This window comes from Billgrantia lactosivorans (assembly GCF_003254665.1).
Classification (GTDB): domain Bacteria; phylum Pseudomonadota; class Gammaproteobacteria; order Pseudomonadales; family Halomonadaceae; genus Halomonas; species Halomonas lactosivorans.
This window is the reverse complement of the sequence record NZ_QHGY01000001.1, coordinates 48,113-69,490: the sequence shown is the minus strand read 5'-3', so window position 1 is coordinate 69,490 and position 21,378 is coordinate 48,113. Positions and strand designations below refer to the sequence as shown.

19 protein-coding genes are annotated in these 21,378 nt (G+C 56.4%); 2 read left to right on the top strand and 17 right to left on the bottom strand.

The features are described 5' to 3' along the window. The first annotated feature begins 41 nt into the window (after positions 1-41). The gene (gene cysQ, locus DIS04_RS00295) at positions 42-821 is read left to right on the top strand and encodes a 3'(2'),5'-bisphosphate nucleotidase CysQ (protein ID WP_111411729.1); all 780 of its coding nucleotides are present in this window, start codon (positions 42-44) and stop codon (positions 819-821) included. A 28-nt stretch (positions 822-849) separates the two neighbouring features. On the opposite strand, the gene DIS04_RS00290 is transcribed toward cysQ, so the two are convergent. From DIS04_RS00290 to DIS04_RS00280, 3 genes are all read right to left on the bottom strand, one after another. Continuing rightward, complete coding sequence (locus DIS04_RS00290; RefSeq protein ID WP_111411728.1) at positions 850-2,136, bottom strand: hemolysin family protein; 1,287 nt, start codon at positions 2,134-2,136, stop codon at positions 850-852. A gap of 30 nt (positions 2,137-2,166) precedes the next feature. Beyond that, the gene (locus DIS04_RS00285) at positions 2,167-3,186 is read right to left on the bottom strand and encodes a CNNM domain-containing protein (RefSeq protein WP_111411727.1); all 1,020 of its coding nucleotides are present in this window, start codon (positions 3,184-3,186) and stop codon (positions 2,167-2,169) included. Positions 3,187-3,275: 89 nt separating this feature from the next. Next, positions 3,276-3,983, bottom strand: coding sequence for a lipopolysaccharide kinase InaA family protein (locus tag DIS04_RS00280; RefSeq protein WP_111411726.1), 708 nt, complete (start codon positions 3,981-3,983; stop codon positions 3,276-3,278). Positions 3,984-4,289: 306 nt separating this feature from the next. On the opposite strand from DIS04_RS00280, the gene DIS04_RS00275 reads away from it, so the two are divergent. Further along, the gene (locus DIS04_RS00275) at positions 4,290-5,618 is read left to right on the top strand and encodes a sigma-70 family RNA polymerase sigma factor (RefSeq protein WP_162622990.1); all 1,329 of its coding nucleotides are present in this window, start codon (positions 4,290-4,292) and stop codon (positions 5,616-5,618) included. 22 nt (positions 5,619-5,640) lie between these two features. Here DIS04_RS00275 and DIS04_RS00270 read toward each other — a convergent pair whose 3' ends face one another. From DIS04_RS00270 to pseB, 14 genes are all read right to left on the bottom strand, one after another. Next, positions 5,641-6,894, bottom strand: a complete 1,254-nt coding sequence (locus DIS04_RS00270) for an O-antigen ligase family protein (RefSeq protein WP_162622989.1) — start codon at positions 6,892-6,894, stop codon at positions 5,641-5,643. A gap of 114 nt (positions 6,895-7,008) precedes the next feature. Next, the gene (locus DIS04_RS00265; RefSeq protein ID WP_111411723.1) at positions 7,009-8,301 is read right to left on the bottom strand and encodes an exopolysaccharide biosynthesis polyprenyl glycosylphosphotransferase; all 1,293 of its coding nucleotides are present in this window, start codon (positions 8,299-8,301) and stop codon (positions 7,009-7,011) included. Then, positions 8,298-9,431, bottom strand: coding sequence for a glycosyltransferase family 4 protein (locus tag DIS04_RS00260; protein ID WP_111411722.1), 1,134 nt, complete (start codon positions 9,429-9,431; stop codon positions 8,298-8,300). Before DIS04_RS00260 ends, DIS04_RS00265 begins: the two co-directional genes overlap by 4 nt. 61 nt (positions 9,432-9,492) lie before the next feature. Further along, positions 9,493-10,845 (bottom strand): hypothetical protein, encoded by a 1,353-nt coding sequence (locus tag DIS04_RS20345; protein ID WP_162622988.1) that lies wholly within the window; start codon positions 10,843-10,845, stop codon positions 9,493-9,495. A gap of 57 nt (positions 10,846-10,902) precedes the next feature. Continuing rightward, positions 10,903-12,000, bottom strand: a complete 1,098-nt coding sequence (locus DIS04_RS00250; protein WP_111411720.1) for a glycosyltransferase — start codon at positions 11,998-12,000, stop codon at positions 10,903-10,905. Between the two features lie 23 nt (positions 12,001-12,023). Continuing rightward, entirely contained in the window at positions 12,024-12,986 is a 963-nt protein-coding gene (locus DIS04_RS00245; protein WP_162622987.1) for a glycosyltransferase family 4 protein, read from the bottom strand. Between the two features lie 301 nt (positions 12,987-13,287). Continuing rightward, complete coding sequence (locus tag DIS04_RS20340) at positions 13,288-14,385, bottom strand: hypothetical protein (protein ID WP_162622986.1); 1,098 nt, start codon at positions 14,383-14,385, stop codon at positions 13,288-13,290. A 266-nt stretch (positions 14,386-14,651) separates the two neighbouring features. After that, on the bottom strand, positions 14,652-15,704 hold the full coding sequence (gene pseI, locus DIS04_RS00240) for a pseudaminic acid synthase (RefSeq protein ID WP_111411718.1): 1,053 nt from the start codon (positions 15,702-15,704) through the stop codon (positions 14,652-14,654). After that, a complete protein-coding gene (gene pseH / locus DIS04_RS00235; protein ID WP_218938112.1) occupies positions 15,701-16,231 on the bottom strand; it encodes a UDP-4-amino-4,6-dideoxy-N-acetyl-beta-L-altrosamine N-acetyltransferase in 531 nt (176 codons plus the stop codon). The genes pseI and pseH overlap by 4 nt, the downstream gene beginning before the upstream one ends. Next, positions 16,228-17,388: a UDP-2,4-diacetamido-2,4,6-trideoxy-beta-L-altropyranose hydrolase gene (gene pseG / locus DIS04_RS00230; protein WP_111411716.1), complete on the bottom strand. Its 1,161-nt coding sequence runs from the start codon at positions 17,386-17,388 to the stop codon at positions 16,228-16,230. Before pseG ends, pseH begins: the two co-directional genes overlap by 4 nt. After that, positions 17,385-18,095, bottom strand: a complete 711-nt coding sequence (pseF, locus tag DIS04_RS00225; protein WP_111411715.1) for a pseudaminic acid cytidylyltransferase — start codon at positions 18,093-18,095, stop codon at positions 17,385-17,387. The genes pseG and pseF overlap by 4 nt, the downstream gene beginning before the upstream one ends. 6 nt (positions 18,096-18,101) lie before the next feature. Then, positions 18,102-19,211 carry a polysaccharide pyruvyl transferase family protein gene (locus tag DIS04_RS00220; protein ID WP_111411714.1) on the bottom strand — a complete coding sequence of 370 codons (1,110 nt, stop codon included), beginning with the start codon at positions 19,209-19,211 and terminating at the stop codon, positions 18,102-18,104. Beyond that, positions 19,208-20,362: a UDP-4-amino-4,6-dideoxy-N-acetyl-beta-L-altrosamine transaminase gene (pseC, locus tag DIS04_RS00215; protein ID WP_111411713.1), complete on the bottom strand. Its 1,155-nt coding sequence runs from the start codon at positions 20,360-20,362 to the stop codon at positions 19,208-19,210. The genes DIS04_RS00220 and pseC overlap by 4 nt, the downstream gene beginning before the upstream one ends. Beyond that, positions 20,362-21,360, bottom strand: a complete 999-nt coding sequence (gene pseB, locus DIS04_RS00210; RefSeq protein ID WP_111411712.1) for a UDP-N-acetylglucosamine 4,6-dehydratase (inverting) — start codon at positions 21,358-21,360, stop codon at positions 20,362-20,364. The genes pseC and pseB overlap by 1 nt, the downstream gene beginning before the upstream one ends. Positions 21,361-21,378 lie beyond the last annotated feature (18 nt).

The window sequence follows — 21,378 nt, the reverse complement described above, 5'->3', positions numbered from 1 at the left end:
AATTCTCGAGATGAAAGCGATGTTTAGCCAGGAACTCACGAATGCCCGCCAACCACGCTGAGCTGCTCGACGCCGTAGAGCGCATCGCCCGGGAAGCCGGCGAGGCCATCATGCGGGTCTATGCCCGTGGTTTCACGGTCGAAGTGAAGGAAGACGACAGCCCCCTCACCGAGGCCGACAAGGCCGCCCATGAGGTGATCGTCGCGGGGCTGAAGGCACTGCCGGAGGCCATACCGATCCTCTCCGAGGAGGATATCGAGGCCTTCACGGGGCCGAACGACGAGGGGCAGTACTGGCTGGTCGATCCCCTCGACGGCACCAAGGAGTTCATCAAGCGCAACGACGAGTTCACCGTCAATATCGCGCTGATCGAGCATGGCAAGCCAGTGTTGGGCGTGGTGGTGGCGCCGGCGCTGCGGCGCACCTACCTGGCGGCGCGGGGTGTTGGTGCGTTCAAGATCGATGCAGCGGGAGAGCGAACGTCCATCCGCGCCGCCGGCAGACCCTCCCCAGGCACACGATGGCGAGTGGTGGGCAGCCGCTCGCATGCCGGCCCCGACCTGGCGGCCTGGCTGGCAACGCTGGGGGAACACGATCTGGTGCCGATGGGCAGCTCGTTGAAGTTCTGTTTGGTGGCCGAGGGGCAGGCCGACGTCTATCCCCGCCTCGGCCCTACCTGCCTATGGGATACCGGCGCCGCCCAGGCGGTGGTCGAGCAGGCCGGTGGCCGCGTGGAAACCCTGCACGGCGAGGCGCTGAGCTACGCCACGCCCGAACGCCATCTCAACCCGCATTTCGTGGTGTGGGGGCACCTCCCCTGACGCCGGGTTGTAGAAGCGCCGCGCCGGGTCAGCTCGACGGCGCGGCAGGCAGCCTCTGCACCAGCAGCTTGTCGATGCGCCGGCCATCCATGTCGACGACCTCGATCCGCCAATCGCCGATGACGACGTGCTGGCCCACCTTGGGCAGCTCCGCCGCCAAGTGCAAGACGAGGCCGGCCACGGTCTCGTAGTCGTGGCTCTCGTCCAGCGTGAGGTCGAGGTGGTCGGCGAACTCGTCGACGGGCATCCAGCCGGCGACGAGCAACGAGCCGTCCGCACGCTCGATCAGCTTGGGTTCGTCCGCCTCCGTGTCGTCGAACCCGCCGGTGATCGCCCCCAGGATATCCATCGGGGTGATGATGCCCTCGAAGTGGCCGTACTCGTCGTAGACGAGCAGCATCTGCGCGGGGGCGGCCTTGAGCTGCTCGATGACCTGCATGGCCGGCAGCGCATCGTGTACCACCGGCGCGGGCCGCGCCAGCGAGCGGGGGTCGAAGCCCGCCTCCGCGGCATGCAGGAGTTCGCGGCTCTGCACGACGCCGACGATGTCGTCCTGGCCGCCATCGCGCAGCGGCAGGCGCGAGCGCCCGCAGCGCCGGAAGCGGGCGACGATCTGGGCATGGCTATCGTCGACGTCCGCCATCTCGACCTCGTGGCGCGGCGTCATCAAGCCGCGCGCACTGCGATCGGCGATGCGCATGACACCGGCGATCATGCGGGTCTCCCCCTTCTCGATGGTGCCGGCGCCCTCCGCCTCGGTGATGAGCATCCGGATCTCCTCGTCGCTGACGCTCACCTGGCGCTTGCCCGAGTGGCCGAGCAGCAGCAGCACGAACTTGCCCGAGCCATCCAGCAGCCACACCAGCGGCAGCGCAACGCGCGAGAGCAGCCGCATCGCCGGCGCCACGCGGGCCGCGACGGCCTCCGGGTTGGCCAGCGCGACCTGCTTGGGCACGAGCTCGCCGACGATCAGCGAGAGATAGGTGATCGCCATCACGACCACGCCGACCCCCACCGGATTGGCGAAGCGGGCGGGCACCCCGAGCGCCGGCAGCACCTCGGCAAGGCGGATGCCCAGCGTGGCCCCCGAGAAGGCGCCGGAGAGCACGCCGACCAGGGTGATGCCGATCTGCACCGTCGACAGGAACCGCCCCGGGTCCTCGGAGAGCGCCAGGGCGATCCGGGCGCCGTGCGAGCCGGCCGCAGCGCGCGCCTTGAGGCGTAGCGGCCGCGAGGAGACGATCGCCAGCTCCGACATGGCAAGCAGGCCGTTCAACACGATCAGGGCCAGGACGATGAGGATCTCGAGCAGCATGGGAGCCAGCACCCTGCGGGCGGGGGAGAATTATTCCTTAACCTTCTTGAGGGTTTTCGTCCAGCGCTGGCGCGCGTACTTGCGCAGGTTGGCGACGTTGTCGGTCTCGTCGACGATATCCTGGCCGAGGATGGTCTCGATGATGTCCTCCAGGGTGATGATGCCGACCCAGGTGCCGAGGTCGTCATACACCACGCAGAGGTGCTGGCGATCCAGCACCATGGTGGTGAACACCTGCTCGACGTTGTCGTCGGCGAGCACCGTCTTGACCGGATGCATCAGCGTCTTGAGGTCGACATTGCCCTCGGCATGGTAGGTGTCCGCCTTGTGCACGTAGCCCAGCGCCTGCTCGCCGCCGTCCATCACCGGGAACCGCGTGAAGGGCGAGCGCCCCAGCTCACGATCGAACTCCTCCACCGTCATGCCGGCCTTGATGGTGACCGACACGGTGCGCGGGGTCATCACGCTCTGCACCGGAATATCGTGCAGGTTGAGGATGTTGATGATGACCCGCGTCTCCTCGGGGTCGAGCGCCTCCGCCTCCTGGCCGATCTGCGCCAGCGCCTTGATCTCGCCCCGCATGTCGGTGTCGTGGGCATCCTTGCCGATGCGCCGGGTGATTCGCTCGGAGAGCCAGATGAACGGCTTGAGTAGCCATATCATCCCCTCGAGCGTGGGGGCCATCAGCCCGGAGAGCTGCCGCCAGTAGGTGGCACCGATGGTCTTGGGAACGATCTCGGAAACGAAGAGGATCAGCAGCGTCATCACCGCCGAGGCGACACCCAGCCAGGCTTCGCCGAACACCACGGCGACCTGGGCACCGACCCCGGTGGCCCCCACCGTGTGGGCAACGGTATTGAGCGTCAGGATTGCCGCCAGCGGCTGGTCGATGTTGCGCTTCAGCCGGTTGAGCCGCTCGTGCAGCCTGGGGCGGGTATCCTTCACCTGCGCCACATAGCTGGGGGTCATGGAGAGAAGTGCCGCTTCAAGCAGCGAGCAGAGGAAGGATACGGCAATGGAGAGAGTCGCGAACGCAACGAGGAGCAGCATGGGGTCTCGATTGATGGCCAGGGGGTGCCGCCACCGGCGGCACCGCCATATTGGCCCAGGGCAACACGCCACCGCAAGTGGCCTGGCCGCTAGACCGAGCGCCAGCGTTGTTTCAGGTAGAGATGCAATGATTCGCGATAGTGGACGTCCAGCAGGTGGTGCTGGCTGATCGAACGATAGAGCACCCGCCAACGAGCACGCTCGTTCAGCGGCAGCGGCTTGACATGAGTATCGATCCAGATGATGTCGCCATGGGGCGTGCACAGGAAGTTGTTCATGTGCAAGTCGCGATGAACATAGCCAGCCGCTGCCAGCTTGATCAGATCGTCGCAAAGCCTGGCCAGGAAACGTTCACGGTGAGGTTCGCTCAGCCCCTCGAAATATTGCTCGCCGGTCATAACACCGTCGACGTGCTCGATCAACAGCAGAGACCCCTGCTGGTTGAACGGGTTGAGCGAGATGCCCCAGGCCAGGCAGCGCGGCGTGCGCAGCCCGGCCTGCTGAACGATCTTCTTGCTGCGCACTTCCTTGCGGGCCTCGAACTGCCAGAAGAACCGCTTGTCGACGAAGTCTCGCAGAAACCACCTCAGCGGCCGCTGCTGCCAGCGATACTTGTCACGCTTGACCTTGGCCAGCACCCCTGTCGACTTGTCGAAGAAAAATTCGCTACTGGCCATTTCTTCCATCAGGCGAGAACGATCATCCTTGGCCAACGTCAGGGGCACACGCATGTTTCCGCTCTCGAACAGCAGATAACTCCGCCTGCGGCCGGCAATCTCGACGGCCACGATCTTCACTCGACGCTCCCGGTCATACTCTCGCTACTCCGTTACGGCCTGCATGGGCCAGTGATGCGTTCGGCTTCTACTTGTTCCGTCCCCTTGACGCCAGGCAACGGCCGCTGGGCACGCCTTTGCACACGAGCGGAACCCGCCTGCCCGCCTGACCTCGAGGCAACGCTCCCCCCCTGCTTAAAAAAACTTTGTTATAGGTATAGCGGCCCGCAGAGCTGCGGCGCATGCGATACTCGGGCTAGTCGATCAAGACAGCAATGATTCGCTGCTATAGAATGCCCGCTTTTCCTTTCCTTTTCGAGATCCGCCGTGGCCAGCAACGACAAGATCTCCACCACGCCAGCCAGCGTCGATGGGCTATCAAGTGACGGCCTCTCCAGCTGTCACGATAAGGATACTGCCGTCTTCGGGCGGCAGTTAAAACCCTGCTTGCCGCGCCTGCTCGGCGTGGCAGCAAGATTTCTCGAACAGCCCAGGCACCGCGAAGCGGTGTGCCGCGATACCCTGCTGCTGGCCTGGCGCAATCTTTCCATGCTGGATAGCGATACGGCACCCAGCCAATGGCTGTACAGCATATTCGCCAGCCGGCTACATAACCAGCTCCTGGCTCTGCATGGCACCCAGCTGGCAATTCGGCAGCATGTCAGCGTGATGGCGGCCGAAGACACCGCCACCGTCGATTCGCCCACCGGGCCGCGCCCGGCACTATTCAGCGGTTCAAGGCTACTGGCGATGTCGCATCAGCAGCCCGACATGGCCCCTTCCCAGCAGCTCCTGCACGAGCTGAACGATCTCGTCAGGGCGGAAATCGAGCAGCGCAACGCGCCACTGACGCCAACCGGGGAGCGAGTCTACCCGCCGCTGTACGACCCGGCGCTGCGCTACCGCATGCTGCGTTCCCGGGTTGCCTTTCGCCTGAAGGAAGGCTTCAAGCGCAGGCTGGGGCGCCCATTCGAAGACCTCTGGTTCGAGCGCTGGCTCGACAACAAGCCCGGGGGCGCGCAGCTGGAAAACCAAGGCCTGCCACGGCGAAGCGTCGAAGCGTACCTCGGCAGCCGGTTGAACCTCGAAATCGACCCATCAACACTGCGTCGAGGCCTCGACTACCCCGCCTCGTTTCCGAATCGCACCCAACGCCGGAAGGTTTCCAATCTCTTTATCTGGCCTAGTGACTGGGACCTGAAGACACCGGAGCTTGCCGAAACCCCGCGGCAGCGCTTCATCGAGGATATATGGGCTCACCGGCTCGATCCGACAGCCAGCACCGCTTATCAAAACCTGATGCATCGTATCGAGCAGGGTAAACCGCTGCGTTTACACCACCAGGGCATCCTGCTCGACACGGAATCACGCGTTATCGGCTATCTGGAACGCTATCTGCTCTACATGGAAGACATGAGCTGTTTCGGTTTCAAATCCGGCATGGGAAAGGATCCACTCGGGATCGCCATCGACCGGCATGGCGAGGTGGTCAAGACCAACAAGGGCCTGCACCGGCTGGCGATGGCGCAGACCCTGGGTATTCGGCGCGCCACCATGCGAGTGAGAGCCGTGCATCAACTCTGGTGGAACCGGCATAAAGGCAGCGCCCAGGGAAAACGGGCGCTGCAGAACGTCATCGAAGCACTGGCCAGTTGAGTCCACGCTTCAGGCTACGCTCCTATTGCGCATGCCGCCCCAAGCCGACGCGTGAATGCTGAACGGCCAGCACCAGCAACGTCACCTGCATGTAGGCATAGAACGTGACCATCAGTTCATGGTCGATAGCCACTTCAGTCAATGAGTAGATAGCGAAGCCGCTGGTGAATAACACCGCGGTAAGCGCGTAGTCATTGGAGCGATCCCGCAGGTAGAGGCGCAGCTGGTAGACGCCCGGCACCACCAGGAAGCCGACCAGCGCGATCAGCCCCAGCACCCCGCCGGTGGCCGCCATCTCGAAATACTGGCTGTGGGCATGGCCCCGGCTGACTTTCCCTACCCACTTTGTCAGTTCGCCCTGTTCGATCAGTGCGTCGATCTGCGCTTCGCGCTCGTCATAGGTCAGCCCGACCAAGGGGCGCTCCGCGAAGGCATGCGAAGCGGCCTTCCAGAGCTGCAGCCGCCCGCCACTGGAAACGGCCGCGCCCACGTTGCCCTGGGCCAGGTTGACGACCTCTTCGATGCTGTAGTGCACCCGCTCCTGGATGGCCGCCACCGTGCCATAGGCCAGCAGCGACAGCCCCACCAGACTCGCCACCACGCCCACCGGCAATTTCCAGCCCAGCCGATCCACGTTCAACGCCAGCAGCAGCACCAGCAGCACCGGGATGGCCAGTATCGCGCCCCGTGACAGTGTCATCACACAGGCGATCAACACCGCGATGCCCGCCGCCAGCAACCAGCCCTTGCGTGCGGAACCCCGCACCAGCGCAAGCGCCAGGAACCCCATGGCACAGGAGAGATAGCCGAAATTGATGCTGAACAGGAAGCCTTCGATGCGCCGTTCGCCCAGCCAGGCCAATTGATACATGCCCAGCACGAACGCCCCCAGGTTACCGACGATCACCCCCCACTCCAGCCAATGGCGAAAGCGTGGCAGCTCCAGCGGACCGACCAGGTGTCGCAGCATCAGGTAGATCGGCACCATGGCCAGCATGTGAAACCCCGGCGAGAGATAGCGCGAACTGTAGCCACTCAACACGAACACCGGCAGATGCGAAAGCAGATACAGGGTGAGCAGCCCCACCACCGCCCAATCGAAGCGCGTGATTCGCAAGGTGGCACGGTTTGCGATGAGGTAGCCGATGGCATAGAGCATCAGCAGCGCGGCGAAGATCTGGCTGCGAATGGGCGTGGCGATCAGTACCGCCAGGATCAGGAAAAGCGCAGCGAGGTTCAGCCCCACGGCAACGGGGGGTGCGAAAAAACGGTTCATGACCATCCTGAGCATGAGCTAGAGCGAAGGCACTGGAAACGGCGGCCCCTCAAACGCCGCGGGCGCCCAACCGGGCGCCCGCGCGAGTATATCATTGTGGCCAGTTTCAACGGCTCATCTCGCCCCGTGTCCGGTCAGGATGGTTTTCAACGTCTTGAACGTAATCAGCACGTCGATCCACAGCGAGAAGTGCTTGATGTAGTAGAAGTCGTACTGCAGCTTTTCGATCATGCCATCCACCTCGGCGGCGTAACCCTGCTCCACCTGAGCCCAGCCGGAAATCCCGGGGCGTACCACGTGGCGATAGCTGAAGAACGGTACGTCCTTCTCATACCACTCGGAAAGGCTCATCGATTCCGGGCGCGGTCCGATGAAGCTCATCTCGCCCTTCAACACATTGAACAGCTGCGGCAGCTCGTCGATGCGGTACTTGCGCAGCACACGCCCGATGGGCGTGATACGCGGGTCATCCTCGCCCTCGGTGAAACCTCGCCCCTTGCGGTCGCAGTACATGGTGCGGAACTTGTAGACCCTGAACGGGCGGCCGCGGTAGCCCATGCGGGTCTGCACGAACAGCGCCGGACCGGGGCTGTCGCGTCGGATCAACCAGGCGGTGACCAGCAAAGGCAGCGCCAGAAGCGGGATCAGTACCAGCGCGCCGACAAGATCGATCAGCCGCTTGAAGCCCTGGTAGAACGCGGAAGGCAGCAGCGCGCCATACTCGTTCTCGGAAAGGTGGGTGATCTCCACCCGCCCGGTAATCGATTCGCGAATCTGCGTGACGTGATACACCGGAATGTGTGCCAGGGTGCACCTGGCCAGGAAGCGCTGCCATTCCGGGCCCAGGTCGTCGCTGTGCAGGTCGGCGACGATACCGTCGTAGCGTACGCCCTGCATTTCCGGCGCCTCGAGCCGGCGCAGGTCGAACTGCAGCGTACCCTGCATATCGGCCGCGCGCGCTACCGGCACCACGCCGAACTTCATGCGCCGGTAGCGTCGGCCTAGGAAGTTGCCGGCATAGAACCAGGCCAGGCAGCACAGGTAGCCGGTAAACAGCACTTGCCGGGTATACGGCTCGCGAGTGAAGAACAGCACCGCCACCGCCAGCAGGAACACGATGGAGACCGTCGGCAGCGTATAGGCCACCATCTGCGCCCCGGGAAAGCGGTTGAGCCGGCGCAGGGTGAGCGCGATCACAATGAAAGAAGCGGCAATGGCCAGCAGCGTATTGCTGCGAAAATCGTATAGCGAATGCCAGAAACCCCAGCCCCAGCGGTCCAGCCCCGGAATCAACAGCACCAGCGGCAGGCCCACTAGCAACTGGAACGGCAAACCCAGCATCAACTGCTCATACCAGCGGGAATGGCGGCGTTCGTAGTTCTCGGCCACGGCCGTACTCCTAATCATCGCAACCCTTCCATGTCGGCTCCCCCACCGGCCTCGTCAGGCAGCACCTGCCAGTAGCGCTCGATCACCAGGTTTTCGTCGAAGCGCTGCTCCGCCAGCGCCCGTGACGCCTGGCCCATGCGCGCAAGGCCGGCAGCGTCGAGCTTGGCCACGCGCTGCATGGCCAAGCGAAGCGCCGGCACGTCCCGTGGCGGCACGCACCAGCCGTTCTCACCGGGCAGCACCACCTCCTGGCAGCCCGGCATCGCCGTGGTAACGATCAGCTTGCCGCCCGCAGCCGCCTCGATCAGGCTGCGTGGCACTCCTTCAGGGTAATACGAAGGCAACACAACGCAATCTACCGTGCCCAGCAAGGCCGGCATATCCGCCACGTGGCCGAGAAACCTCATACCCCGCTCCTGCCCCCAGGCAACCAATTCCGCTTCCGGCACGCCGCGCTCGGAGGGCTCCACACCACCGGCCAGCAAAAACTCCACCCGCCCCGGCATGGCGGCCTGCAGATCACGCGCCGCCTGGAGGTATTCAGGAACGCCCTTCGCCTTGAGCAGTCGCGCCGCCATCAGAAAGCGCACCGGCCGACCGGGTTCCCGCGGCGTGGGGGAGAAGCGCGAGAGGTCCACCCCCGAGCCAGGGATCACTTCGCTTTTCCCTTGACTCACCCAGCCCGCCTGAAGGAAGGCCTCGCGATCCTGGCGGTTCTGGAAGAACACGTGCCAGGCACGGCGATAGAAGAACCCGGCCAGCCCACGGTACAACCGCCCTTTCAGCCCACCCAACTGCGACGCCACCCCCACGCCGGAAACGTTGGGCACGCATGGCAAACGCAGCAACCAGCAGGCAATCAGCGCGTAGAGGTTCGTCTTGGGGTTGAAGCTATAGACCACGGCGGGACGCACACGGCGCAGCGTGTTGAAGAGCGAGAGCAGCGCCCTGCCCTCCTTCACGGGATGGGTGCTAACGGCATCGAGAAAAAACGGCGCCAGGGCCACATCGTACCGGGCCAGCGGGCCGGGATCGTCCTGTGCGGGAAACAGGCAGCTAACGGCATGCTGCCGAGAAAAGGCCTCCAGCGTGGAGGCCCGAAAATTGGAGAGATACCAAACCGAATTGGCAATGAAAGCCACTTTCATCTAATGCCGCCTTTCCTTTATCCACCCGCCATAGCGGCATTCATTCGAAAAACTTTAGCGCTCAAGGCTGAGCCGTCAGCCGGCGGCGCCTGGCCGAACGCCAGTGAACCACCGCCTGCCCCAGCCCGGCCAGGGCCAGCGCCACCAGGATGATGTAACCGGGAAAGCGATAACGCACAAGGGAGCCTACCACTGGCACCGTGTAGGCGTAGACCATTACCCAGGCCAGGGCAGGCATCAACAGCACCCAGAATGCCGGGCGCCGCCACCAGCACCAGCCGGCATAGAGCAGGAACGGCAGCACCAGGTAAAGCAGCGCCATTTCCGCACCGGCCAGAACACGGTAGGCATTACGCACCGGCTCCGCTTCGGGATGGGGTAACCATTGATTAGGAAATGGAGAGAACAGCCCGATCTGCACCGCCCGTGGCGTATAAGCCAGCACATCTAGCACGTCTCGGTAATGTACATCGGTATCGATCGCGGTGCGGCCGTGACTATAACCACGGATGAAGTGATCCCGCGCCCCCGCCAACCGCCGAAGGGTATCGTCTAACCTGGAGGGCAACCAGGAAGATGAACGCCAATGCTCCTCCTGTTCCAGCGGTTGAACTTGTAGCCCAGCGCTCTCGGGCGAAGCTTCAAGTTCGCCAGTAAAGAAATCACCGGAATGAAACGAGGCCATCGCCAACAGTAGCAGCAGCGCGACCAGCGGGCTTGCTACGGCACATATCACATACTTGGGCGACTGGCGCAGGCTTCGGTAAGAACAAATACTCAATAGCAATACGAACAGCGCACCCAGCCCCTGGAAAATCTCGGCTGAGAATTCTCTCACTACCCAAGAAACAATGAAACCAGAGGCTATCAGTCCTACTCCTCCGGTTGCCAATTGCAAGGCTTGACCAAGTGGAGCCTGTTGCATACGTAACAATAACCACCAACCATAAATAGCCAAAAGCAGGCCAAACATTATGTATAGATCACGGTGGGGCTGAGCATATATAATCGCGGCGGATGGCAGCAACACTACCGGTAGAACTGCCAGCAGGGTAAAGCGGCGGTTATCGGTAGCAGCGAGTATGAGCTTGGCAAGAAGCGCCACGCTTACGCCATATAGCAATGCCTGTATTGGCGCCAGTACCCAGGGCTGCGGCAACGTAAGTACATACCAGGCAGACATCAGCCCGGAGATCCCCCAGCCATTGGGTCGCAACTCCCAGGCGGACCAACCGATAAGTGTAATGGCTTCGGCCTGTTCAACCGCAACCTGATGGAAACGGGTAACATCTTGACCCGGAATCAAGCCGTTTCCATCACCCCAGTTAGGGAAGATGATGCCAAGCAACACAATCTGAACGAACAATGTAGAAGTCAAAACATATGATGAAACAACTAAAGTATGTCGCACCATATTGATCCCAACAAACCTCCCATTCTCCATATCATTAGATCCCAGGCAGTAAAACAATTAATTAATCACACGTTGATATATTTCGATCCATTTCTCAGACAAAGCCTCGGATGAATAAAATTCGACTACGCGTAATCTAGCGCGCCGCCCTAATTCTCCTCGATCATTTGGATTAAGGGTCGAAGCCTTCAACATAGCTTCAGAAAGAGCGGACGGCTGCCGGGGTGGCACCAAGTAACCAGAGTCACCAAGAACCTCCTTAACACCGCCGCTATTAGTTGCAACCACTAGCCTTTCGCAAGCCATTGCCTCAGCCACAACCAAGCCAAACCCTTCCCAAGCTGATGATAAAACGAAAACATCACATGCAGACATTAAAGAAGGAATATCAGCTCGCAGCCCCAAAAAGCAAACTTTTTGGGACAAATTAAAATTATCGGCAAGGGATTTTATTTCCTTTTCTAACGGGCCATCACCAACAATAAACAAAACTGAACTTTTGTTAGCTTTCAGAACTTTATTAAAAGCCTGTAAAAGGCTTGGGTAATCCTTCTGCGTGTGCAAACGACCTACAGCCAGAAACAATACAGTATCATTATCAATATTATAGAATCTACGCAGCTTTTCTCTTTCAGAGGGAGAAAAAGCAAACCTCTCAACATCAATACTGTTGTGCATAACCAATGTTTTTTGGCGTGAAAAACAACCAAATTTTAAAAAATTATCAACTGCCTCGCACGAGACATTCGTATTAACATCTGATAACCGGTCGGAAAGTTTATAAATTATTCTACGAAACCTCCCCCCATCAACAGTATTGTGAGCACTAGAAACGAGCTTTGGCACAGGCGCAAATAGCCTAAGCATACGCGACAAAAAAATGGCATGGAATTGATGACAATGGACTACATCAGGACCCCACATGCACACAACTCGCCGAAGTCGAAATAAAGCCAGCATAAAAGACAAGGGGTTTTTGTTCATACCCAAGCAGATTAGCTCCACCTCCTCCCTTCTCGGCATAATTTTTCTTATATCAACCAAATAAACTATTTTGACTTCATGCCCCACATAAACGAGGTGATCCGCCAAATCGATAACGACACGTTCCGCCCCACCCATTTCCAAGCTAGTAAGAACCAACAATATTTTCATATCAGGTAAAAATACTCTTAATTCTATCCATGCGATATAACATTTTCTTTAACAATAGACTCAAGCTTATCAAGCTGTCTTTCCACTGAATATTTTTCAACAAGGCCTGACATCTCCCTGCATAGGAAAGAATAATATTCAGCATTATCTATTATATCATGAAGTTTATCCTTCCAAGCGACAGCTGAATCTGAGTCAACAATCAATTGTACGTTGTTATCTACCGTTTCCGGCAGTCCTCCTTTATTAGACACAACAACTATGCACCCGTTTGACAAGGCTTCTATAGCCACCCTTCCAAATGGTTCTTCCCAAGTAGAAGGCACTAAAAATACGTCTGCTGGATTGAACAGCTCATCGACGGAACACCAACCTCCATAGTATAGGTTTGACCCAAGCCTAGTGGCTTTCGAATACTTGCTACTTTTTCCGAAAGCTACAAAATCAATTTCTGGGAAATATTGTGACAACTCGGAAAATGTAGAAAAACCTTTGTCATAGGACATACCGACCATGTGGACTTTTCTAATTTTCCCAACTTTCTTATTTTTTTTTATTATGTTTAAAGGAGGATATATCACATGTGCTGAAGCAGCATAAGCAAAAGGGGATAGCTTATCCTTCATGAACAAGCTATTATATATGAAAAAGTCAGCCAGTTTATTTTCTCCCACGTAATTACTATCCGAATAAACGGATTTTATAATATTTTTCAACCTCTGCTTTTTATCCAAAAACATACTAAAATTTTCGTAAGCACGAACAAAAAGGCCAAGTTTTACCTTATGCTGATTAGCGATTTTTCGTGCAAGATAAAATGCAGAAGTGGCACAAAGCACTAGATCAGATTTGTTTTTTTTCGAATAATCCTGACACACCTGCTTATAATCTTGATAGGACCTAATTTTAGCCAACATCCCATTTCTGTTAATCTCAGGAGAAATTACTTCAACACCATGAAAACTTCCGTTTTTATCGTGGTTCATGGTTAGAACGTCTACCGCCCATCCACGATTAACCAATCCCTCCATTAAAATACGGTTAGAAATTTCTCCGCCACCTACGGATCCCCTGTAATCACTTGAATGATATGAGGGAAATAGAGCAAGTATACGAGGCTTCGCCATAAATTAACTGCCTTCGTCAAAAATATTAATATTAATCATTTTCCTAACAATTTTCAGCACGGTTTTGGGTCAACGCTGCTTTGACAAGCACAAAAAGACTATCATTAACAGAGGCAAAAAACGAGAAATCAATACAGCTTAACTTCTTATTCTTGACGAATTATAAACCATATGTCGGAACAGGAAGCTTTTCCCCATTAATTAAGCATATGAGACAATCCGCCACCAGCTCCCCCTCTCTACCGTCCCAATTTGTCAAGTACGTTGAGCTATAATACCTGATAGCATTTATCTCTGGTCTATGGCAACTTTTAGTCTCCAACACACAATCCAAAATATCTTCATAAGATTTAGCAAACTTAGCCAAGCCATGCTTTACATAACCGTAATAATCATGTGAGTCAGGTGGTGTTATTTCGTAATATATTGGTATTACATTAGCCAATGCAGCTTCAAGATGTATACTGCTATTCCCGGCAACTAGCCACCTAATTCGTTCTAGAAAAGCAGAGAGCGAATCCGTTTTTGGATCACTAAATGTAGCCATCGAGTTATATTCTAAATATTTAATTAATTGCTGAACATCTCGCTCATGTTGCCCAGGGTGCCAACGCACACAGACATTGCATCCAAAATTTATCAATGAATTAACCAATTCTATAACAGAAGAATAGTCATCTAATCTATTAAGAGCCAGCCCAACAAGTTTCTTTTCAGTGCGTCCAGCACACTGCAATTGTTTTTTTTGGCCACTAAGTATAACTACAGGAACTGGTGCCTCTCGAGTCGTACTCGGTTGATTATTTTCACATTCGCGGTATGTATTTAAAGAGTGCAAACCGTCAAGAAATGCATAGTTTACACGCAGAGCAGGGAATAAGTTACTTACCGACGCATGTTGTAGATAAACAGTTTTGATTCCTAGCTTATGTGCAACAGCAAGCAAGCTTCTATTTGCTGCACTGTGGTCATTTGCCGTCACAACATATTTAGGCTGTACCTCAGTTAAAACACGGTAAAAGTAGGAAAGATAAATATATGTATTGAAAAAATGTGCCATGCAGACATCTTTATTACCAACATAGTTTTTATTAAGAAGGCGAAAAAGAGCATACAACCTTACCAAAAGAAGCAAAGAGGATCTAAATATGTCAGAATAAATTAACGAAAAAGCAACATATCGACGCTTAAGTTCAAGAGTGTGAATCCGCTCTTTATCTGCGATAGCAAGGACCGACTCACCTCGATTCTTCAACATGTCGATTGTCGAATCTAATGAGTTCATTTGGTTTGACGATCCTGCAAAAAAGAAGAAATCCACAGACTGGTGCTTTCTACCGTACGGGAATATAGATAAATTACGAAACTGAAAATAAAAGAACTTCATTAACTGCAGCAGCGCCCCCCTGAATTTAGGTTTTTTTCGTGTTAGATGAGGGAGATTTCTTAGTTGCTGACCATGCAAGTAAGCCAACCAATTTTCTGGTTCTCTGGCCAGTATGTCTCGAATATTTTTATACCATCTCAACACAGAACGTCTTCCGTTACAGCTGTATTAGCGTAGACATCCTTTGCAACTCTACACCCAATAACTCGGGATAGGTTCTTTGGCGCCAAACCGTAACCCGGCCTGACACTCCTTACCGCAGTTTTGGTGATCGTCTCCCCGGACTTCAGGTCCTTCACAAAGTACAAAGAACGACGGAACTGAACATTGCCCATCTCACTCGACTTGCGGCCATAGTTGACCTTGCCCAATGCGTGCCAAGCCGTTTTGGCATCTCGACATAGGGCCGCAAGTTCTGCGGGCTCCAGCGAAAAGCTATCGTCGGGCCCACCGCCGTTGCGGTCTAGTGTGAAGTGTTTTTCAATCAAACTTGCACCGAGTGCGACGCTAGTTATCGCGGTGGTGTTATCGATGGTATGGTCGGAGAGACCAGTGACCAGGCCAAAGCGTTCAAGCATGTCCGGAATGGTATACAGATTGTAGTCTTCTGGGGGCGCGGGATAGCCGCTAACGCAATGCAGAATCGCCAGTTGCTCACAGCCAGCACCACGAGCGGCGTCGATGGCTTCCTGGATTTCGTCGGCGTCGGCCATACCGGTAGAGATGATCATCGGCTTTCCGGTTTTGGCTACGTACTCGATCAACGGTAGGTCGACCGCTTCGAACGAGGCAATCTTGTAGGCAGGCGCCCCCAACTCTTCAAGCAGATCCACGGCAGTGGAATCGAAGGGGGAGCTAAAGATCGTGATTCCGATCTTGCGAGCGTGCTCAAAGAGCGGCTGGTGCCACTCCCAGGGCATATGGGCTTCTTCATAGAGTTCGTAGAGTGTACGCCCATCCCATAAGCCACCGTGGATCTTGAAGTCTTCGGTATCACAATCCAAAGTGATGGTATCAGGGCGATAGGTCTGCAACTTGACGGCATCGGCGCCAGCTTTCTTAGCTTCTTCGATGATCCGCTTTGCCGTCTCGAGTTTGCCGTTATGATTGGCGGAGAGTTCGGCGATCACATAGGGTGCGTGGCTCTCATCAATACGGCGGCCGTCAATTTCTATCCAAGGCTGTGTCATACGGGATCTGCTCCTTGTAGGTGGCGCCACTCTTCGGCCAGTAGTCCAAAACCGATCACGTCATGGTAGTCGTTTCCATCGAAGAAATGGTCGCGCAACGTTGCTTCACGGCGAAATCCCAGGCGCTCATGAAAGCGCAGCGAACGGTTATTTTCGGCCAACACTTCACTGCAGAGCTTATGAAGCCCCAGCGTATGGAACGCGTAGGCCAAAGTGCACTGGCCCAGGCCTTGCCCGCTGCCGGGAGGCGCCCCCGGGGCGAGGTAGAATCCCCAGTCGGCGCGACCGGCGTTTTCATCCACTACTTTGAGGTTGACGTATCCCTGCGGTATCGAGGCCTGCTCATAAATCCGCAAGTGTCGCCGACTATCGTGGCTAGCTCGCTCGAACCAGGCTTTATGTTCTTCCAGGGTGATCAGGCGTTGGGTGTACATGTGACGCCGCACGTCGGGATGGTTACGCCATGCCAGCACGCGTTCGAGGTCGGTGCTGATCATCGGGCGCAGGCATTTCTCAGGTGGGGTCATGGTGTCGTTATCTTGCCGGTATTCCGCATAGTCGCCAATAGCCGGGTAACACCACGGCCGTCTACCAGACTGGCAGCCCGCTCACTCATGCTTGCCAGTGCCGGGGGGGCAGCGCGTGCAGCCAACTGCGACGCCAGGGAGTGGACCAGGTCTTCATGAACGATTGTGGCCGACGCACCTCTCCTCTCTAGTTGCAGGGCGATTTCGCGCTGGTTATCGGCAAGTACCAGCATTAGTGCCGGAAGCCCAAGGCAGCAGCGCTCCCAAGACGTGCTGCCTGCGGCACCGATGGCGAGGTCCGCCGCGGCCATGCGCCGTGCCATGTCATCGACATTGACCACGACCTCGGTTAACCATGGCATTTGCTTGGCCTGGGCAACCACACTTTGCCGCCAGGGTGCAGTGGCCCCCATTACGACCGTAATCTCGAGATCCTGTGGCAAGACGCAAGATTTCAGGGCGTCGAGCACTTGTCCGGTAACATTATCCTTATCGACACCGCCGAGGCTGATCAGTAGCCGTTGCAGTTGGGGTTCACTGGCCCTTCGGGCCAGGCTCGTCTCACGCCACCGTGCGAACTCTGGGCGCAACAGGGCGTAACGGGGGCCGGCGAGTACTCGGCAGTGCCCAGGCACCAAGCTGCGATAGTCCAGAACCTGACGGCCCAAGTTTTGATCGAGCAACAAATCGGCAGTGTGTTGACGATCCGCCAAGTCATCGATAACAAGTAAATGCGGTGCCGATCCGGGGAGGTTCTCGCTCACGGCCTTTTCCCAGCGGCTATCCAGCGCGTAGTGATCCACCACCAGCCAGTCGGGCGCCAGGTCTTTCAGCACGCCATGGCAGCTCGCGGCATCCTGCTCCCAACTCGTGCCCAGCCAAGGGGCATGAACGAGTCTTGATGAGGAAGCGTCGAGTTCAGGGTCGTTATCTCGCTGCGGCAGGCGGTGGACGGGACAACCGCGCGCCTCGATCGCGTCACACAGATGCCCCGGATGCTCACGGCAGATAAAATGACACTCGGCTCCTTGCGCATGCAGGGCATCGGCGAGGGTCAGGCAGCGCATGACGTGGCCGCTTCCGATATCGAGCGAGGCATCGCTACGAAAAGCGACCACCTGGCCCTGCAGACTAAATGAGTGAAGCGATGGTGTCATTCCGTGCCGCCCTGTGGCTGTGCCTGCCAGGCCCTAAATAGCCATTCGGCACGCTGCCAGTCCTCGGGCGTATCGATATCCTGAACACGGTGACGTGGAAGCACGACCGGCACGGCGCGTTCGCTGAAGATAGGCGTGCCGGCGCTCCAGGCGGCCGCTCTGCCCCAGTAGAACTGGCCGGCGTCGTGCCACGCCTCTTCCAGATCCTGGGAACGTGTGTGAAAGTGTTGCGGCTGGAACATGGCCACGCGGCCCTGGGGCGTCAGGCGTAGCGCGCGCTGAATGGGAAACGCGTAGCTGGTGACCGAGAATGCATAGTCGACCTCCTGGCCGCTCTGCAGTGCCTGGTAACCGGCGCGGAGGTCCTCCGGTTGCACGAAGGGAGCCGTGGCATAGAGGCAACAAACCGCCTCGTGGGCCTCGCCTTGTTCGCGCAGCCAGTCGATAGCATGGGCAATGACAGGAATCGTGCCGGTATGGTCATCGGAGAGAATGGCTGGGCGGAAAAAAGGCACCTCAGCGCCATGCGCTTGGGCCACGGCCGCGATCTCGTCATCATCGGTAGAGACTAGTACCCGGGCGAAGCAGCCGCTGGCCAACGCGGCCTCGATCGACCAGGCAATCATCGGCTTGCCGGCGAATGCGCGGATGTTCTTGCGCGGAATTCGCTTGCTGCCACCGCGGGCAGGGATGAGACAAACAGACATGACGGCTCAGGCTCCAAGGAGTGCAGTCTGTACGGAGCGGTAAGTATTACTATTAAATGATTCGATCTGGTCTTCTAAGCCAGTAAACTTGGCAAACCCATTGACTTGATCTTGTCGAATCATACTGGTCAAGATATCAGCCGGCACCGTAGAGGCTATAGCACCCTGTCCCGAAGAGCGTTTCAATAGTGACTTGGCTATGTTGTTCAAAGTGATTTTATTGGACATAAGATAGTTGGGCACGCTGATTCTCTTATCGAGCGTCAAACCATAATCACACCCACGCCCATCCTGCTCCAATAGATAGGAATAGACACGCCGCTTCAATGCCGACACATGACCATGAACACGAAAACCGACATGAAGATCTGCTTCAGCGTAAATCCCTAAGCCATCGTATCGGTGCTCATAAATTTTGACACATTCGATATTCTGCTCTCGACAGAACGACTCTACTACGTCACTGGCACCATGCTGAGCGACAAGTATTCTAGCTTCTGGAAACATGCTTGAAAGGTTAGCATGCAATTTTCTAAACGCACCTAAGTATGCCGAAGCATGATGCGGGTCGGAAATAACAATAGTATTAATACGCTTCCCTTCTATAAAAACTCTCTTAGCATATTGCTTAGAGTAGAAAGCAACATCGCCAGCCAACTTTGCCGCTTTAAGCCCATGATGGTAACAGAATTCTTGCGTGACCACTCCGCGCGTGGTAAACACGGCCGCACGCTCATTGATAGATAACAACAATGACAAAGAATCTTTAGAAATATTAGAGAACAGATGGCTACGTTCATGGACTGGCAAACTGGTGCCGGCTGCTATCACTGAAAATGGAATACCGCTCTCAATAATCTGTTTCAGATACGGGTATTCTTTATTATGCATTTGGTGCCGAATAGCCAGACAGGCAAAGAAGACATGATCCGCTTTCAGAATTTTTTCGCGTACATTCGTCCATTGATCGGCACGCCATATGACGTCAATTTTTGCATCACAAAGCGACTCTATCACTTCAGTCAAGCAGGTGGTGATCAATTGATCGCCGATATTTCTGGATCCATGTTCAGGATATGTACCAATAATGACTACTTTCTTTGGTTTCTGGTTCATAGAATATCTTTAAGTATGGCGATGATTGCGGCCTGTAGCTCGTTGCTCATGGTGGGATAGAGTGGAAGGCTTATCGCTTCGGCATAGTACCGCTCCGCCTCGGGACAATCAGCTGACCGACAGCCAAGTTGCTGGTAGTAAGGCTGGGTATGAACGGGGATATAGTGCAGATTGACGCCGATATCCTGTTCGCGCAATCGCTCGAAAACTTGGCGGTGAGTCGCGTCAATTTGTTCGAGCTTGAGGCGAATCACGTAGAGGTGGCGCCCAGAATAACTGTCCGAATGTTGCCAAGGCGTGGTGAGCGGCAGTTCGGCCAGAGCGGCATCGTAGCGCTCGGCCAAAGTGTTACGGTGGGCCACGTAGTCATCCAGCCGTTCGAGCTGGGAAAGTCCAAGCGCGGCCTGCAGTTCGGTCATGCGGTAGTTGTAGCCAAGCTCGATCTGCTGGTAGTACCAGGGGCCATCAGCCTCGTGGGTCATTAGCGCCGGATCGCGGGTTACGCCGTGGCTGCGCAGCAGGTCCATACGATTTGCCAGCAAGTCGTCATTGGTCAGCGCCATGCCGCCTTCGGCGGTGGTGATGATCTTTACGGGATGGAAGCTGAATACCGTAATGTCGCTGTAGCGGCCGCCACCGATGTATTCACCCTTATACTTTCCACCGATGGCGTGGGAGGCATCCTCGATTATACGGAAACCGTAGCGCTTGCTTAGCGCGTGGATTGCCTGCATATCGCAGGGTTGGCCGCAAAGGTGCACCGCCACCACTATCTTGGGCAGTTGCCCTGCTCGCTCGGCTTGTTCCAGTTTGATTGCCAGCGCCTCGGGGCAGAGATTGTAGGTACGTGAGTCGATATCCACGAAATCCACCTTGGCACCACAGTAAAGCCCGCAGTTGGCGGAGGCGACAAAGGTGATGGGAGAGGTCCAGAGCCAGTCGCCCTTCCCCAGGCCCAGTGCCAGACAGGCAATGTGCAGCGCCGAGGTGGCGCTGTTGACCGCCAGTGCATAGCGAGCGCCTACTTTATCGGCCACGGCGCGCTCGAAGCGCGGCACCACCGGGCCCTGGGTCAGAAAGTCCGACTGCAGTACCTCAAGTACGGCATCGATATCGGCCTGCTGGATATCCTGACGTCCATAGGGAATCATCAGATAGCTCCGATCTTTTCCCAATTGGCCTCGATCCATGTTCGAAGCTCGCTGTCGCTCATCCACTCGCTGTTACTGTCGCTGGCGTAGACGAAACCTTCCGGCACTTTCTTGCCATCCTTTATGCGGTTGGCATCCTTGTCCCAGCTGTTGATTGCCGGAAGGATCTTGAAGTGTTCGGGATACTCGTAGGTGTAATAAGCGTCCTCAGCGCCGATCATTTGCTCGTGCAGCTTCTCGCCGGGGCGAATACCGACCACTTCCTGCTTCGCCTCGGGAGCCACGACCCGCGCCAGGTCGGTGACTTTCATGGAGGGGATTTTCTTGACGTAGATTTCGCCGCCTTCCATGTCCTCAAAAGCGTGCCACACCAGCTCTACGCCTTGCTCCAGACTGATCATGAAGCGCGTCATGCGCTCGTCTGTGATAGGCAGCACCCCCTTGTCACGAACGGACATGAAGAAAGGAATCACCGATCCCCGCGAACCCATCACGTTGCCATAGCGCACCACCGCAAAGCGAGTATCATGCCCACCGGCATAGGAGTTACCGGCCACAAACAGCTTGTCAGAGGTTAGCTTGGTGGCGCCGTACAGATTGATTGGGCTGCTGGCCTTATCGGTAGAGAGCGCCACCACTTTTTTGACGCCTTTGTCGATACACGCATCGATTAGATTCATCGCGCCGATGACGTTGGTTTTGACGCATTCGAAGGGGTTGTATTCGGCGGTAGGCACAATTTTGGTGGCAGCGGCATGCACCACGTAGTCGACACCATCCAGCGCACGATAAACCCTCTCGCGATCACGCACATCACCGATAAAGAAGCGTACGCGGGAATCACCTTCAAATTTCTTGGCCATTTCCCACTGCTTCATTTCGTCCCGTGAGAAGATGATCACCCGCTTGGGATTGTAGCGCTCAAGCAACATGGGTATGAAAGTGTGGCCGAATGAGCCAGTACCACCTGTCACCAGTACCGAGGATTCATTAAACATTAAAGTATTCCTTTCACA